This is a genomic window from Thioalkalivibrio sp. ALD1, assembly GCF_000381245.1.
Lineage (GTDB): Bacteria > Pseudomonadota > Gammaproteobacteria > Ectothiorhodospirales > Ectothiorhodospiraceae > Thioalkalivibrio.
In genome coordinates, this window is sequence record NZ_KB906241.1 from 900,847 (window position 1) to 914,423 (window position 13,577).

A 13,577-nucleotide genomic window follows, 5' to 3' on the forward strand; every position below is an offset into this window, starting at 1 on the left:
GAGCTTACTCGGCTGCCGCGCGGGCCCGCCGGGCGTCCAGTTTCACGAACAGCAGGCTGCCCGCGAACCAGGCCAGACTGGCACCGGTCATCAGGAGGCCGTAGAGCCGGTCTTCGGCGGCTGCCCCGATGGTGATGCCGAGCGTGATGTAGGCGAGTGCCAGCAGGCTGGACCAGGCGTGGGTGTAGCGCCTTCCGTGCAGCATGCCGCGCAGCGGGAACAGCAGCGGCATGACGAGCACGATCAGCGCCAGCCATACCGGGACGATTTCCGGCGGGGCGATCCAGGTGGTCCAGATCAGGATCAGCAGCAGCAATCCCAGAAAGCCGACGAGGGCCAGGGCGCGGGACAACGCGATCATGCCGGGGCGCCCGAAGCCTTGAGGCGCAGGGCAATTCGGGCGACGCGTTCTCCAAGGGATGCAGCGATGCGCTGTTCGTCGCGCGTAACCGCCTGCTCGCCCTGAGTGCCGGCCACATGGCTGGCACCATAGGGAGTACCGCCGCTGGTGGTGCTGTTCAGTTCTGGCACGGTGTAGGGCACGCCGACCCACAGCATGCCCTGATGGATCAGCGGCAGGGCCATGCTCAGCAGGGTGGTCTCCTGGCCGCCATGCTGGGTGGCGGTGCTGGTGAAGACGCCGAAGGGCCGGTCCACCAGCCCGCCGCTGGCCCACAGCCCGCTGGTGCCGTCGAGGAAATACTTCAGCGGCGCGGCCATGTTGCCGAAGCGGGTCGGCGAGCCCATGACCAGCCCCGCGCATTCCTCGAGATCACGCAGCTCGGCGTAGGGCGGCCCGTCCTCGGGTACTGCAGGGCGGTCCTCGCCGATGTTCGTGGCAACCGGGGCTACGGTGCGCACCCGCGCGGTGGCGCCGGCCTTCTCGACGCCGGTCGCGACCTGGCGGGCCAGCTCGGCGGTCGCTCCGTAGCGGCTGTAGTACAGGACCAGGATCTCCGCCGTCGTGCTCACGACAGGATCTCCAGCACCTGTTCCGGCGGGCGTCCGATGCGGGCCTGCCCCCCGACGACCAGAATCGGGCGCTCGATCAGCTTCGGGTGCTGGACCATGGTCTGGATCAGCGCATCGTCATCCATCTCGGCGTCCTTCAGGCCCAGTTCGCGGTACTCCGCTTCGCCCGTGCGCAGCAGGTCGCGGGGGCGGCGACCCAGCTTCTCGATCACGCCCTTCAGGGTGGCGGCGTCCGGCGGCGTCTTCAGGTACTCCACGATCTCGGGCTCCACGCCCTGCTCCCTCAGCAGGGCGAGGGTCGCGCGCGACTTGCTGCAGCGCGGGTTGTGATACAGCGTAGGGGCATCGGACATGAATCGACTCCGGAGGTCATCGATGGCAAATGCCCATGATACCCATGCCCGCCGCTGGCATGTCAGGGGGCGCGTGCAGGGCGTGTTCTTCCGCGCCTCGACCCGCGAGCAGGCACAGGCGCTCGGGCTGGCGGGGTATGCGCGCAACCTGCCGGACGGACGTGTGGAGGTGCTGGCGGTCGGTTCCCCGGATGCCCTGGACCGGTTGGAGGCATGGCTTTGGGAGGGACCGCGCATGGCGCATGTGGAGGAACTGGATGCGCAGGTTGTGAGCCCGCCCGAGCCGTTGCCCGCAGGCTTCGATACCGGTTGATTCGGGAGCTTTCGGGACGCTTCCTCTAAAGTTGTACGGGGGTCTATAAACGCCATCGCGACGGATGCATACTGCGGGGTCATGGAATCGCGCCTGGTCGATATGCAGAGTCAGTCGGAGGACACGCGGGTGGAGGTCAGCCTGCGTCCCAAGCGGCTGGACGACTACACCGGACAGCCCCGAGTGGTCGAACAGTTGGGGTTGTTTATCGAAGCGGCGCGCGGGCGTGGCGAGGCCCTGGACCATACGCTGGTGGCCGGCCCTCCGGGGCTTGGCAAGACGACCCTGGCCCATATCGTGGCGAACGAGTTGGGGGTGGGGCTGCGCCAGACTTCCGGCCCGGTGCTGGAGCGTGCCGGTGACCTGGCCGCGATCCTGACGGCGCTGGAGCCCCAGGATGTCCTGTTTGTCGACGAGATTCATCGCCTGCCGACCGTGGTCGAGGAGATCCTCTACCCGGCGCTGGAGGACAGCCAGCTCGATATCGTCATTGGCGAGGGGCCGGCCGCGCGCTCGATCAAGGTGGACTTGCCCCCGTTCACACTCGTGGGAGCGACCACGCGTGCCGGCCTGCTTTCGGCCCCGTTGCGTGACCGGTTTGGCATCGTGCAACGACTCGATCATTACACTGTCACCGACCTCGCCCATATTGTGTCCCGTGCCGCCGGATTGCTGGGTGTCGGGATCGAACCCGACGGGGCGGCGGAGATCGCGCGCCGCGGGCGGGGTACGCCGCGTCTGGCGAATCGTCTGCTGCGGCGCGTGCGCGATTATGCCGAGGTCCGTGCCTCCGGCGTGATTACCGCCGAGGTCGCGGGCCAGGCCCTGGATCTGCTGGCGATCGATGCCTCGGGCCTGGATGCCCAGGACCGCCGCCTGCTGGAGGTACTGGTCGAGAAATTCGACGGCGGGCCGGTCGGGGTGGAGAGCCTGGCTACTGCGCTGAACGAGGATCGCGGCACACTGGAGGACGTCGTCGAGCCATTTCTGATTCAGCAGGGATATCTGCAGCGTACGCCTCGCGGGCGTCAGGCTACGCGGCGGACGCTGGCGATGTTCGGTCCGACGACAGCTGCGGCGGAACCCGATCTTCTCACGCCGGTCGACAGCCAGGGCGGAGATCGTCGATGACGGATTCTGCTGCCCCGTTCGCGTGGCCGGTGCGGGTGTATTACGAGGACACTGACGCTGGTGGTGTGGTCTACCACGCGAACTACCTGAAATTCATGGAACGCGCGCGCACTGAATGGTTGCGTGCGCTGGGGTTTGAGCAGGATGCATTGCGCGAGGAATGCGGGATTGTGTTTGCGGTGCGCCGCTGCTGTGTGGATATGCGGCGGCCGGCGCGCTTCAATGACGCCCTGACGGTCACCTGCCGGCTGCATTCGCTGCGCCGGGCCAGCCTGGAGTTCCATCAGACCGTAGAGCGTGATGGCGAGGCGCTGGCGAGTGGCGAAGTGGGCATTGCCTGTGTCGAGGTAGCCCGTCAGGCACCCGCCGCAATCCCCGCTCCGGTGCTGGAGGCCCTGCGCCGACATCATGATCATGGGCCGGCCGCCCACGCGGCCGGAGCCAAATAACGCTGTAACGGGAGACGGACAAGTGGCAGTCGACTTTTCGATGTACCAGCTGGTGATGGAGGCGACCCTGGTGGTCCAGCTGGTGATGGTGATTCTGGTGCTCGCCTCCGTGCTCTCCTGGCTGGCGATTATCGTCAAGGCCAGATCCCTGAATGCGGCGCACCGCGCCTGTGACGACTTCGAGGAGCGTTTCTGGTCGGGTGCCGATCTGTCGCATCTGTACGAAGGGGTGCGTCGCAAGCCAGAGATGTCCGGGATGGAGCATGTATTCTCCTCCGGCTTCAAGGAATTCCTGCGTGCCCGACAGCACGGGATCCCGGCCGGCGAGCCCGCGCACCGTGCGATGCGGGTAGCGATCGCCCGCGAGATTGATGACATGGAGCGCTACCTGCAGTTTCTTGCCACTGTGGGGTCGACCAGCCCGTACATCGGCCTGTTCGGCACGGTCTGGGGCATCATGCATGCGTTTCTGGGGCTTTCCGGGGTGCAGCAGGCGACCCTCGCGATGGTCGCGCCCGGTATTGCCGAGGCGCTGATCGCGACCGCGTTGGGTCTGTTCGCCGCGATCCCGGCCGTGATTGCCTACAACCGCTTCGCGGGTGATGTCGATCGCGTGGCTGTGCGCCTGGAAAACTTCAATGACGAGTTTGTGGCCTTGCTGAACCGGCAGGTGCATGCCAAGACCGCGGAGATGGCCTCCGAGGCCACGGCCTGATCCATGTCCGAGTCGCGCCGTAACAGCAGCCGCCTGCGGCGGCCCATGTCCCAGATCAACGTCGTGCCGTTTATCGACGTGATGTTGGTGCTCCTGATTATCTTCATGATCACCGCGCCGATGCTGCAGCAGGGCGTGGAGGTTGACCTGCCGGAGGCGGATGCCGAGGCCCTCGACCAGGACGAACAGGCGGCCGAGCCATTAGTGGTGACCGTGGACTCCAGTGGAGCGATGAGTCTGAACCAGGGGCCGATCGTCAACGAGCCGCTGGCCCCGCAGGAGATGACCGAAATCGTGCGCGAGTTCCTGGCGGAACATCCGGGGACGCAGACTTTTGTGCGCGGCGACCGTAATGTGGACTACGGGCGTGTAATCGACGCCATGATCGCCCTGCAACGAGCGGGCGGTGGGCGTGTCGGCCTGATCACCGAGCCGCCGCGCGAAAACAGCGACTGATCCCTGCCGCCGTGTTCGAGCTTGTCCGCCGTCATCCTGTCAGCTTCCTCCTCGTGCTCCTGTTACACGGGGCGCTGTTTGCGGCGTTGATGTTCAATATCAGTCTGATCTCTCCCACCTCCTCACGCGCGGCGGTCGAGATCTCGGTACAGGAGGACATCGAGGTCATTGACGCTGTGGCGGTGGATGCCGAGTCGTTCGACCAGGTCGAGCACCAGCGCGAGGTCGCGCGCCAGGAAGAGGTTGCCGAGCAGCTGCGTGAAGAGGAAGAGCAGCGCCGGGCCGAGGAGGAGGCCCAGCGCGAGGAGGAACGTCGCCAGGCCGAGGAGCAGCGCCGTCGCGAAGAGGAAGAACGGGCGCGGCAGCAGGCGATCGAAGAAGCCGAACAGGCACGGCGCGAGGCCGAGGAAGAGCGCCGTCGAGCGCAGGAAGAGGCCGAGGCCGAACGTGAGCGCATCCGTGCCGAGCGCGAAGCGGCGGAAGAGGCCCGGCGCGAGGCGGAAGAACGCCGCGAACGCGAGGAAGCGGAACGGCGCGAGCGTGAGGAGGCCGAACGCCAGGCCCAGGAGGAGCAGGAGCGCCGCGAACGGGAAGAAGCCGAACGGCGAGCCCAGGAAGAGGCCGAGCGTCGGGCCGAGCAGGAGCGTGAGCTGGAAGAGCAGCGCCGGCGCGAAGCGATGGAGCGCGAACAGGAGCGCCTGGCGGAGGCGCGCGAACGGCGCGAGGCCGCCGAGCGTCAGGCGCAGATGGATCGCGAGGTGGATGAGTGGCGTTCCCAGGTGCAGTCGGTAGTCCAGCGGCGCTGGCGTCAGCCGTCGGATATCGACTCCTCGGACCGTGCCATTGTTCTCGTGCGTGTGAACGAGACCGGGCGTATCATCGACTTCGATATTGAAAGCTGTTCCGGCGACAGCCGGTTCTGCGACTCCGTGCGACAGACCATGGACCGTCTGAGCTCGTTGCCACGCCCGCCGGATGCGAGCGCGGTGCGTGGCGGGGTGCGGATCCGATTTGAACCGGACTGATTCGCGGGTCACGCCCGCCTGACGAGGAGCTCATGCGACGACTGATTCACTGGATGCTGCCGGCCATGCTGCTGCTGTGGGCAGCGCAGGCACAGGCCGTACTGGAAGTCACGGTCACCGAGGGCGTCACCGGGGCGATACCGGTGGCCGTCGCGCCGTTTACCTACGAGGGGGAGGGCGAGCTCGACGAGGACATCTCCCAGATCGTCGCGGCCAACCTTGCCCGCAGCGGACTGTTCAACGTCGAACGGGATGATCTGCCTTCGGCCCCGTCCGGGCCGGCGGACTTTCTCGCCGAGCCCTGGGCCGACGTCGGGGTGGAGTATCTGGTGGTCGGCAATCAGCGTCGCGATGGCGATGACGTGCTGGTGGAATTTCACGTATTTGATGTGCTGTCCGAGGAACGTCTGGGCGGCTGGCGCATTCCGGTGCCCGGCGACATGCTCCGGCGCGGAGCGCATCGCATCTCGGACATCATCTACGAACAGATCACGGGTGACCCGGGGGCATTCAGTGCGCGCATCGCGTTCGTCAGCGTGGAGCGGAACGGCGATGATCGTCGCTTTGCACTCGAGGTAGCCGATTCCGATGGCGCCAACCCGCGCACCCTGTTTCGTTCATCCAAGCCGATCATGTCGCCGGACTGGTCGCCGGACGGGCGCGAACTCGTGTACGTCTCGTTCGAGAACCGCCGCTCCGAGGTCTATCGCCAGAATGTGGAGACGGGCAACCGTGAGCGGGTGGCCAGCTTTACCGGCATCAACAGTGCGCCCGCCTGGTCCCCCGATGGTCGCTATCTCGCACTGAGCCTGTCACGCGACGGGGCGCCGAATATCTACCTGATGGAGCTCGAGACGGGCGAGATGCGCCAGATGACCCAGACCAGCTCGATCGAGACCGAACCGGTCTGGTCGCCGGATGGCGAAACCCTCTATTTCACCTCCGACCGTGCGGGCGCACCGCAGATCTATGCGCTGCCACGAGAGGGGGGCAGCCCGCGGCGTCTGACTTTCGAGAGCGGCTATGCGGCCGCAGCGACGGTGTCTCCGGATGGGCGTTATCTGGTCTACGTGCACGGTGGTGATGGCGGATTTCAACTGGCCCGTCTCGATTTGAACGACCGTCGTGTGACCCGCCTCACGGAAGGACGGGACGCGGAATCGCCAAGCTTTGCCCCGAATGGCAGCATGATCATCTATGCCATGACGGACGGTGGGCGTGGCGTTCTCGGCTCGGTGAGCCAGGATGGACAGGTACATCAGCGCCTCGCCGCCAGGGAGGGCGAGGTGCGTGAACCGGCCTGGTCACCCTTGAACTGATCTTTATCGACAACTGCAGCATTTTGAGGATAACGACGTGATGAGCACGATCTTTCGCTGGGTTTTTGTGGCCATGGTCATTGGGGCGTTGTCGGCATGTGCGACACCGACCCGTGATGCCGAAGATGCAGAACGCGAGGCCGAGCGGGCCGCGGCCGAGGAGGCCGAGCGTGAGCGCGCCGAACGCGAGGCTCGTGAGGCCGAGGCCCGTGCGCTGGGTCGCGATCGGCAGTTCGATGCCGACGCACTGGACGATCCGGACAGCCCGCTGGCCGAGCGCCTGGTCTATTTCGAGTTTGACCGCGACGAGGTGCAGTCGCAGTACATGGACATGCTGGAGGCGCATGCGGCCTATCTGGCGCAGAACTCCGGTGCCCGCCTCCGCCTGGAGGGCCATACCGACGAGCGTGGTACCCGCGAGTACAACCTGGGGCTGGGCGAGCGCCGCTCGCAGTCGGTGCGCCGCATCCTGACTCTTAATGGTGCCTCGGATGACCAGATCGAGGTCATCAGTTATGGTGAAGAGATGCCGGTCGCCTTCGAACAGAACGAGGAGGCCTGGGCCAAGAATCGCCGGGTCGAACTGGTCTACGAATCCCGGCGCTAGATGACGGGAGGCGCCATGCGGCGTTTGGCAGGTAGGAGTAACCGAAATGCCCCTCCGGGGGCATTTCGTTTTCAATCGCGAACCGTGGCAGGGTCGGCCTCGGGCGTGCCGCGTGCCCCTTCGGGGGCATTTCTGTTTCCGCGAGTGGGTGTGGCTGTCGGTGCGGGTTTGCTCGTCCTGGCGATGGGCTCGTGGAGCCCGCTGGTCAGCGAGGCAGTGGCCCAGGACGACGTCTTCGCGACACAGTCGCAGATCCGCGATCTTTCCCGGCGCCTGGAGCGGATCGAACGGACGCTTGATTCCAGCGCGATGCAGGAACTGCTGCGCGGCGCGGAGACCATGAACCGGGAAATGCGCGAGTTGCGAGGCGAGGTGGAAACCCTGCGTCACGAGCTGGACCGCCTGAATGCCCGTCAGCGCGACCAGTTCCGCAACCTGGACGAGCGCGTGGCTACATTCGAGACCGGCGAGGCTGCCCCGGCGGATGCGGCTGCCCCGGCGGAAGAGGTCATGGAATTCGACCTGCCTGAAGCAGACGAACAGGCGGCCTATCAGGAGGCCTTCGACCAGTTGATGGCGGGTGATTACAGCGCCGCGATGAGCAGCCTCGAGCGATTCATCGAGGATTACCCCGACAGTGACTATTCGGCCAATGCCTGGTACTGGCTGGCCGAGGCCAGATACGCCAGTGGCGACTTCGAGGCCGCCCTGGAGGACTTCGAGCGCCTTCGGGAACAGTATCCCGAGAGCGACAAGTCCGGGGATGCCCTGCTCAAGATCGGCTATTCGCATTACGAGCTGGGCAACGAAGACGAGGCCCGCGAGGCGCTCGAGGCGGTGCGTGCCGATTTCGGCGGCACGACACTCGACCGTCTGGCGCGCGAGCGTTTGCGTCGGCTCGACGGGCAATGACCGAGATCCCTGTGCGCGCTGTGCGCGCACCAACCGCGGAGACGTCGGGCAGCCCGCCCCGGGTCCGTATCACCGAGATGTTTGTCTCGCTTCAGGGCGAGGCGGCGGATGCGGGCTGGCCAACCGCATTTGTGAGGCTGACCGGGTGCCCGCTGCGTTGCCGCTGGTGCGACAGCGTCTACGCCTTCGAGGGGGGCGAGGTGCATACGCTGGACTCGATTCTGGCGTGGGTCGCCCGGGCGGGTGTGCGGCATGTCTGTGTCACGGGCGGGGAGCCGCTGGCTCAGCCGGGTTGCCGGATACTCCTGGCGCAGCTGTGCGCCGCGGGCTATCGGGTGTCCCTCGAGACCAGTGGTGCACTCGACATCGGCGGGCTCGATGCGCGCGTCTCGGTCGTCATGGACTGGAAGGCGCCGGATTCAGGCGAGCAGGGACGCAATTTGGAGGCCAATATTCCCCACCTGGCGGCTGGCGATCAATTGAAGTTCGTGCTCGCCAACCGGGCTGATTTCGACTGGGCGCGCGCCGAACTCGGGCGCCTGGACCTCGCGCCCGGGGTCGAGGTCCTGTTCTCGCCGGTATACGGCGAGCTTGCGCCGCGCGAGCTCGCCGACTGGATCGTGGCCGAACGACTGCCGGTACGGTTTCAGCTTCAGCTCCACAAACTCCTGTGGGGCGATCAGCCGGGGCGCTAGTCGATGTCGCAACCGGAAAAGGCGGTGGTGCTGCTCTCGGGCGGGTTGGATTCGGCGACCTGCCTGGCAATGGCGCGGGCCGACGGGCTCGACTGCCATGCCCTGTCCATCGACTATGGACAGCGGCATCGCACCGAGCTGGACGCGGCCCGCCGAGTGGCCGCCTCCCAGGGCGTGCATGACCACCGCGTGGTCCGCGTCGATCTGACCGCGATCGGCGGCTCGGCGCTCACGGATGACGGGATTGCCGTACCTACCGAGGCGAGCGAGGGCATCCCCGTGACCTATGTGCCTGCTCGCAATACGGTATTCCTGTCATTGGCGCTGGGGCTTGCCGAGACCCTGGATGGGCGCTTGCTCTATGTGGGTGCCAATGCGGTGGATTATTCCGGCTACCCGGATTGTCGTCCAGCCTTCATCGATGCTTTCCGGAATCTCGCTCAGGTCGCTACCCGAGCCGGAGTCGAAGGCGTACGCTGGGAGGTACGTGCACCGTTGATGCACATGAGCAAGGCCGAGATCATCCGTGCCGGTGCGGGACTGGGTGTGGATTATGCCCAGACCGTGAGTTGCTACCAGGCGGACACCGAGGGCCGCGCCTGCGGGTGTTGCGACAGCTGCCGTATCCGGCGGGAGGGTTTCTCAGCGGCTGGTGTCCCCGACCCCACCCCCTACCAGAGCCGCTGACGGCGAGAGGCTCTGATCCCGGGAGACGGCTCCGCGCCGGGAATGAAAAGGGGGTCGATCTCGTCTTGCGTCCGATGTATGCTGCGCACCCCATGGGTGCAGGCGTGCCCGAAAACCGATCAGTGAGAGGATACGTTGATGGAATTCTCCAGCTTTTCAACCGCGGCCATGATGTACCTGGGCGGGGCGTTCGTCCTCGCTTTCATCTTGGGTGCGGTCGCGAACAAGACCAACTTCTGCACCATGGGCGCGGTCTCCGACTGGGTAAACATGGGCGACACCGGACGCATGCGCTCCTGGCTGCTGGCAATCGCTACGGCCATGCTGGGTGTGGCGCTGCTCGAGTTCTTCGGGGTGCTGAGCGCCGAGGGCTCCTTCCCTCCGTATCGCGGTGAAAACTTCAACTGGCTCGGGCACGTGCTGGGCGGTTTCCTCTTCGGTATCGGCATGACCTATGCGTCTGGTTGTGGTAACAAGACTCTGGTCCGGGTCGGTGGCGGCAACATCAAGTCCGTGCTGGTCATGATCATGATCGGAATCATGGCCTACCTGCTGACCAGTCGAGAGACCGTTTTTGGTACTGGCCAGACCCTGTTCCAGCTGCTGTTCGGCTGGATGGACGTCGTGTCCTTCCAGCTGGAAGGTGGCCAGGATCTCGGCTCCATCATCGCTGGCGAGAACGCCCTGGGCGCTCGCCTGGTGTTGGGCCTGGTGATCGGTGTGCTGCTGCTGGCCCTGATCTTCAAGGCCGCTGATTTCCGCAAGAGCTTCGACAACATCCTGGGCGGCCTCGTGGTGGGCCTGATGGTGATCGGTGCCTGGTGGCTGACCAGCAACATCCAGATCGACGATGGCATGGGCGGCATGTACACCGCCCAGGAATACATCCAGGAATGGGATTTCGTCGCTGATGCCGATGATGGCGAGCGCCCGGCACTGGCCGGTCCGTGGGCCAACCAGTCGTTCACGTTCGTGAATCCGATGGGCCAGAGCCTTGGGTATACCCTCGGTGGTTTTGATCGCACCCTGCTGTTCTTCGGTGTGATGGCGCTGGCCGGCGTGGTCCTCGGGTCGTTCTTCTGGGCCCTGGTCTCGCGCAGCTTCCGCATCGAGTGGTTCTCGTCCTTCCGCGACTTCGTCAACCACTTTATTGGCGGCATCTTGATGGGTGTCGGTGGCATTCTGGCCCTGGGCTGCACCATCGGTCAGGCGGTGACGGGGGTATCCACGCTGGCCCTGGGTGGCTTCTTCACCTTCGCCTTCATCGTGTTTGGCTCTGCCCTGACCATGAAGATCCAGTACTACAAGATGGTCTATGAAGAGGAGGCCACCTTTGGCAAGTCCCTGGTCACCGCCCTGGTGGACATGAAGCTGCTGCCGGGTGGCATGCGCAAGCTCGAGGCGATCTGATTGTCGACCACCGCGGGAGCCTTGCGTTTTCCCCGGTGGGCCGTAAACTACGCGGCGCGGCGGCCCGGGCAGTCCCGGGTACGCCGCGCGACAAGCAGGCCGGCGGGCGCCTTCGGTGAAGGTTCCCAGGCGGGCCGTAGACATGGGTCGTTAGCTCAGTTGGTAGAGCAGTTGGCTTTTAACCAATTGGTCGTAGGTTCGAATCCTACACGACCCACCATTATTCCCGGCCGCGGCAGCGCGGCCGGCACAAGGGCCCGCCTTCGCGGGCTTTTTGTGTTTATGGGGCGCGAACAGGCTAGAATGCGCGCCTTTATTGAACCATTGAACATGCACGCGAAAGTGGCGGAACTGGTAGACGCGCTGGGTTTAGGTCCCAGTGGGGTGAAACCCGTGAGAGTTCGAGTCTCTCCTTTCGCACCAATGTCCCGTGTATGCCCAGGCAGGCAGCCGGCGAGTGCTGCGGTCGGCAGGGATGACCGATTTTTGAACCATTGCGAGGCCCTTCATGCAAGTTTCCGTTGAAGCCACCGGCAACCTGGAGCGCAAGATGACCATCCAGGTCCCCCCCGAACGTGTCGAGACCGAAGTAGACAACCGCCTGAAATCGCTGGCCAAGCGCGTTCGGCTTGATGGCTTTCGCCCGGGCAAGGTCCCGTTGAAGGTTGTGCGCCAGCGTTATGGCGCCGGGGTCTATCAGGAGGTGCTGAGCGAAGTCCTGCAGGAGAGTTACCGCGAGGCCGTGCAGCAGGAGGGCCTGGAGCCGGCCGGGAACCCGAGTATTGAGCCGCAGAGTGTGGAGAACGGCCAGCCGATCGAGTTCACCGCGAGCTTTCAGGTCTTCCCCGAGGTCGAGGTGGCCGACTTCTCCGATGCCGAGATCGAGCGTCCGGTGGCCGAAATTGGCGAGGAGGACGTCGATCGTGTGATCGATTCCCTGCGCGAGCAGAACAAGGAATGGGCCGAGGTCAAGCGCAAGGCCAAGAAGGGTGATCGCATCACGCTGGACTTCGTCGGCAGCCTTGATGGCGAAGAGTTCGAGGGTGGCAGGGCCGAAGACTTCCAGGTGGAAGTGGGTGCCGGCCGCCTGATCGAGGATTTCGAGAAGCAGCTCAAGGGCGTGAAGACCGGAGAGGAGCCGACCATCGATGTCACCTTCCCGGACGACTACCCGGCCGAGAACCTGAAAGGCAAGACCGCGCAGTTCGCCCTGACCATCAAGAAGGTCGAGGGGCCCAAGTTGCCCGAGGTGGACGAGGAGTTCGCGAAGAAATTCGGCATCGAGGACGGTTCGGTCGAGAAACTTCGTGCCGACGTGCGGTCCAATATGGAGCGCGAGCTGAACCAGGCGCTGAAGGGCAAGGTCAAGAATCAGGTCATGGAGCTGATTATCGAGCGCCACGGCTTCGACCTGCCGGACGCCCTGGTGAAGTCCGAGGTCAATCGCCTGCGCGAGGAGGCGGAGAAGCGCTTCGGTGGTGCCCAGCAGACCCAGCCGCTCCCCGACAGCCTGTTCGAGGAAGAGGCCAAGCGCCGCGTGCGCCTGGGTCTGGCCCTGCGGGCCATCATCGACCAGAAGGGCTTCGAGGTGGACGCGGAGCGGGTCGAGCGCGACCTGGAAGACATGGCGGCCACGTACGAGGACCCGGAAGAGGTCAAGCAGTACTACCGCTCCAACCCGCAGGCGAAGAGCAACCTGGAATCACTGGTGCTCGAGGACCAGGTGGTCGACTGGATCGTTGATCAGGCCAAGGTCACCGAGAAGAAGACCAGCTTCCAGGACGTAATGAATCCGAACAAGGAGTCGACCGAATGAGCCACGACATGGCCGGTCAGGGGGCGCAGCATGCCCAGGGGCTGAATCTGGTCCCGATGGTGGTCGAACAGACCGCCCGCGGCGAGCGTGCCTATGACATCTACTCCCGGTTGTTGAAGGACCGGGTCATCTTCTGTGTGGGTCCGGTTGAGGACTACATGGCCAACGTAATCGTGGCCCAGCTGCTGTTCCTCGAGTCGGAAAACCCGGACAAGGAGATCAGCCTGTACATCAACTCCCCGGGTGGGGCGGTGACGGCGGGCATGGCGATCTACGACACCATGCAGTTCATCAAGCCCGAGGTGAGTACGCTGTGTGTCGGGCAGGCCGCGAGCATGGGCGCGGTCCTGCTGGCCGGTGGCGCGCAGGGCAAGCGCTACTGCCTGCCGCACTCGCGCGTCATGATCCACCAGCCGCTGGGGGGCTTCCAGGGGCAGGCGTCGGATATCGACATCCACGCCCGCGAGATCCTGAAGATCCGCGAGGAGCTCAACCGCGTGCTGGCCCATCACACCGGCCAGACCGTGGAGCAGGTGGAGCAGGATACCGATCGTGACCGCTTCATGACCGCGGCTGAGGCGAAGGATTACGGTCTGGTCGATAACGTCCTCTCCAGCCGCGGTGCGCCAGCATCCGGAGGCGACAAGGACGCCAGCAAGAAGGAAAAGGCCTGATCGCGCCATGTCCGGATCGCGAGCCGGATATACCGGACTCGCG

17 protein-coding genes and 2 tRNA genes are annotated in these 13,577 nt (G+C 65.1%); 16 read left to right on the forward strand and 3 right to left on the reverse strand.

All coding sequences use genetic code 11. The features are described 5' to 3' along the window. Positions 1-4: 4 nt before the first annotated feature. From F623_RS0104295 to arsC, 3 genes are read right to left on the reverse strand one after another with little or no spacing between them, the layout of a single operon-like run. Positions 5-361, reverse strand: a complete 357-nt coding sequence (locus F623_RS0104295; RefSeq protein WP_018860535.1) for a DUF2069 domain-containing protein — start codon at positions 359-361, stop codon at positions 5-7. Further along, the gene (wrbA, locus tag F623_RS0104300; protein ID WP_018868008.1) at positions 358-972 is read right to left on the reverse strand and encodes an NAD(P)H:quinone oxidoreductase; all 615 of its coding nucleotides are present in this window, start codon (positions 970-972) and stop codon (positions 358-360) included. The genes F623_RS0104295 and wrbA overlap by 4 nt, the downstream gene beginning before the upstream one ends. Beyond that, complete coding sequence (gene arsC, locus F623_RS0104305) at positions 969-1,325, reverse strand: arsenate reductase (glutaredoxin) (RefSeq protein ID WP_018868007.1); 357 nt, start codon at positions 1,323-1,325, stop codon at positions 969-971. Before arsC ends, wrbA begins: the two co-directional genes overlap by 4 nt. 22 nt (positions 1,326-1,347) lie before the next feature. Between arsC and F623_RS0104310 the strand changes: the two genes are divergently transcribed. The 16 genes from F623_RS0104310 to clpP all read left to right on the forward strand — a co-directional run bounded on the left by F623_RS0104310 (position 1,348) and on the right by clpP (position 13,534). Then, a complete protein-coding gene (locus tag F623_RS0104310) occupies positions 1,348-1,638 on the forward strand; it encodes an acylphosphatase (RefSeq protein ID WP_018860532.1) in 291 nt (96 codons plus the stop codon). An 81-nt stretch (positions 1,639-1,719) separates the two neighbouring features. Next, complete coding sequence (gene ruvB, locus F623_RS0104315; protein ID WP_018868006.1) at positions 1,720-2,769, forward strand: Holliday junction branch migration DNA helicase RuvB; 1,050 nt, start codon at positions 1,720-1,722, stop codon at positions 2,767-2,769. Further along, entirely contained in the window at positions 2,766-3,218 is a 453-nt protein-coding gene (gene ybgC / locus F623_RS0104320; protein ID WP_018860530.1) for a tol-pal system-associated acyl-CoA thioesterase, read from the forward strand. Before ruvB ends, ybgC begins: the two co-directional genes overlap by 4 nt. Positions 3,219-3,258: 40 nt before the next feature. Then, on the forward strand, positions 3,259-3,933 hold the full coding sequence (tolQ, locus tag F623_RS0104325) for a protein TolQ (protein ID WP_018868005.1): 675 nt from the start codon (positions 3,259-3,261) through the stop codon (positions 3,931-3,933). Between the two features lie 3 nt (positions 3,934-3,936). After that, positions 3,937-4,389 (forward strand): protein TolR, encoded by a 453-nt coding sequence (gene tolR / locus F623_RS0104330; protein WP_018860528.1) that lies wholly within the window; start codon positions 3,937-3,939, stop codon positions 4,387-4,389. Between the two features lie 11 nt (positions 4,390-4,400). Further along, entirely contained in the window at positions 4,401-5,414 is a 1,014-nt protein-coding gene (tolA, locus tag F623_RS0104335) for a cell envelope integrity protein TolA (protein ID WP_018860527.1), read from the forward strand. Positions 5,415-5,446: 32 nt separating this feature from the next. Continuing rightward, positions 5,447-6,733, forward strand: a complete 1,287-nt coding sequence (gene tolB, locus F623_RS0104340) for a Tol-Pal system beta propeller repeat protein TolB (RefSeq protein ID WP_018860526.1) — start codon at positions 5,447-5,449, stop codon at positions 6,731-6,733. Positions 6,734-6,773: 40 nt separating this feature from the next. Then, entirely contained in the window at positions 6,774-7,340 is a 567-nt protein-coding gene (pal, locus tag F623_RS0104345) for a peptidoglycan-associated lipoprotein Pal (RefSeq protein WP_018860525.1), read from the forward strand. A 144-nt stretch (positions 7,341-7,484) separates the two neighbouring features. Further along, complete coding sequence (gene ybgF, locus F623_RS0104350; RefSeq protein ID WP_026278553.1) at positions 7,485-8,252, forward strand: tol-pal system protein YbgF; 768 nt, start codon at positions 7,485-7,487, stop codon at positions 8,250-8,252. Beyond that, positions 8,249-8,947: a 7-carboxy-7-deazaguanine synthase QueE gene (queE, locus tag F623_RS0104355; RefSeq protein ID WP_018868004.1), complete on the forward strand. Its 699-nt coding sequence runs from the start codon at positions 8,249-8,251 to the stop codon at positions 8,945-8,947. Before ybgF ends, queE begins: the two co-directional genes overlap by 4 nt. A gap of 3 nt (positions 8,948-8,950) precedes the next feature. Beyond that, positions 8,951-9,634, forward strand: coding sequence for a 7-cyano-7-deazaguanine synthase QueC (gene queC / locus F623_RS0104360; protein WP_018860522.1), 684 nt, complete (start codon positions 8,951-8,953; stop codon positions 9,632-9,634). A 138-nt stretch (positions 9,635-9,772) separates the two neighbouring features. Continuing rightward, entirely contained in the window at positions 9,773-11,044 is a 1,272-nt protein-coding gene (locus F623_RS0104365; RefSeq protein ID WP_018860521.1) for a YeeE/YedE family protein, read from the forward strand. A 144-nt stretch (positions 11,045-11,188) separates the two neighbouring features. After that, positions 11,189-11,264 (forward strand) — tRNA-Lys (locus F623_RS0104370). 116 nt (positions 11,265-11,380) lie between these two features. Beyond that, positions 11,381-11,467 (forward strand) — tRNA-Leu (locus tag F623_RS0104375). Between the two features lie 85 nt (positions 11,468-11,552). After that, positions 11,553-12,860 carry a trigger factor gene (gene tig, locus F623_RS0104380; RefSeq protein ID WP_018860520.1) on the forward strand — a complete coding sequence of 436 codons (1,308 nt, stop codon included), beginning with the start codon at positions 11,553-11,555 and terminating at the stop codon, positions 12,858-12,860. Beyond that, complete coding sequence (clpP, locus tag F623_RS0104385; protein ID WP_018860519.1) at positions 12,857-13,534, forward strand: ATP-dependent Clp endopeptidase proteolytic subunit ClpP; 678 nt, start codon at positions 12,857-12,859, stop codon at positions 13,532-13,534. The genes tig and clpP overlap by 4 nt, the downstream gene beginning before the upstream one ends. The last annotated feature ends 43 nt before the right edge of the window (positions 13,535-13,577 follow it).

Bases quoted from the DNA above. Each gene is read 5' to 3' on its own strand.
- F623_RS0104295 (WP_018860535.1), bottom strand. From the start codon at position 361: ATGATCGCGTTGTCCCGCGCCCTGGCCCTCGTCGGCTTTCTGGGATTG.
- arsC (WP_018868007.1), bottom strand. From the start codon at position 1,325: ATGTCCGATGCCCCTACGCTGTATCACAACCCGCGCTGCAGCAAGTCG.
- F623_RS0104310 (WP_018860532.1), top strand. From the start codon at position 1,348: ATGGCAAATGCCCATGATACCCATGCCCGCCGCTGGCATGTCAGGGGG.
- ruvB (WP_018868006.1), top strand. From the start codon at position 1,720: ATGGAATCGCGCCTGGTCGATATGCAGAGTCAGTCGGAGGACACGCGG.
- ybgC (WP_018860530.1), top strand. From the start codon at position 2,766: ATGACGGATTCTGCTGCCCCGTTCGCGTGGCCGGTGCGGGTGTATTAC.
- tolQ (WP_018868005.1), top strand. From the start codon at position 3,259: ATGTACCAGCTGGTGATGGAGGCGACCCTGGTGGTCCAGCTGGTGATG.
- tolR (WP_018860528.1), top strand. From the start codon at position 3,937: ATGTCCGAGTCGCGCCGTAACAGCAGCCGCCTGCGGCGGCCCATGTCC.
- tolB (WP_018860526.1), top strand. From the start codon at position 5,447: ATGCGACGACTGATTCACTGGATGCTGCCGGCCATGCTGCTGCTGTGG.
- pal (WP_018860525.1), top strand. From the start codon at position 6,774: ATGAGCACGATCTTTCGCTGGGTTTTTGTGGCCATGGTCATTGGGGCG.
- queE (WP_018868004.1), top strand. From the start codon at position 8,249: ATGACCGAGATCCCTGTGCGCGCTGTGCGCGCACCAACCGCGGAGACG.
- queC (WP_018860522.1), top strand. From the start codon at position 8,951: ATGTCGCAACCGGAAAAGGCGGTGGTGCTGCTCTCGGGCGGGTTGGAT.
- F623_RS0104365 (WP_018860521.1), top strand. From the start codon at position 9,773: ATGGAATTCTCCAGCTTTTCAACCGCGGCCATGATGTACCTGGGCGGG.
- tig (WP_018860520.1), top strand. From the start codon at position 11,553: ATGCAAGTTTCCGTTGAAGCCACCGGCAACCTGGAGCGCAAGATGACC.
- clpP (WP_018860519.1), top strand. From the start codon at position 12,857: ATGAGCCACGACATGGCCGGTCAGGGGGCGCAGCATGCCCAGGGGCTG.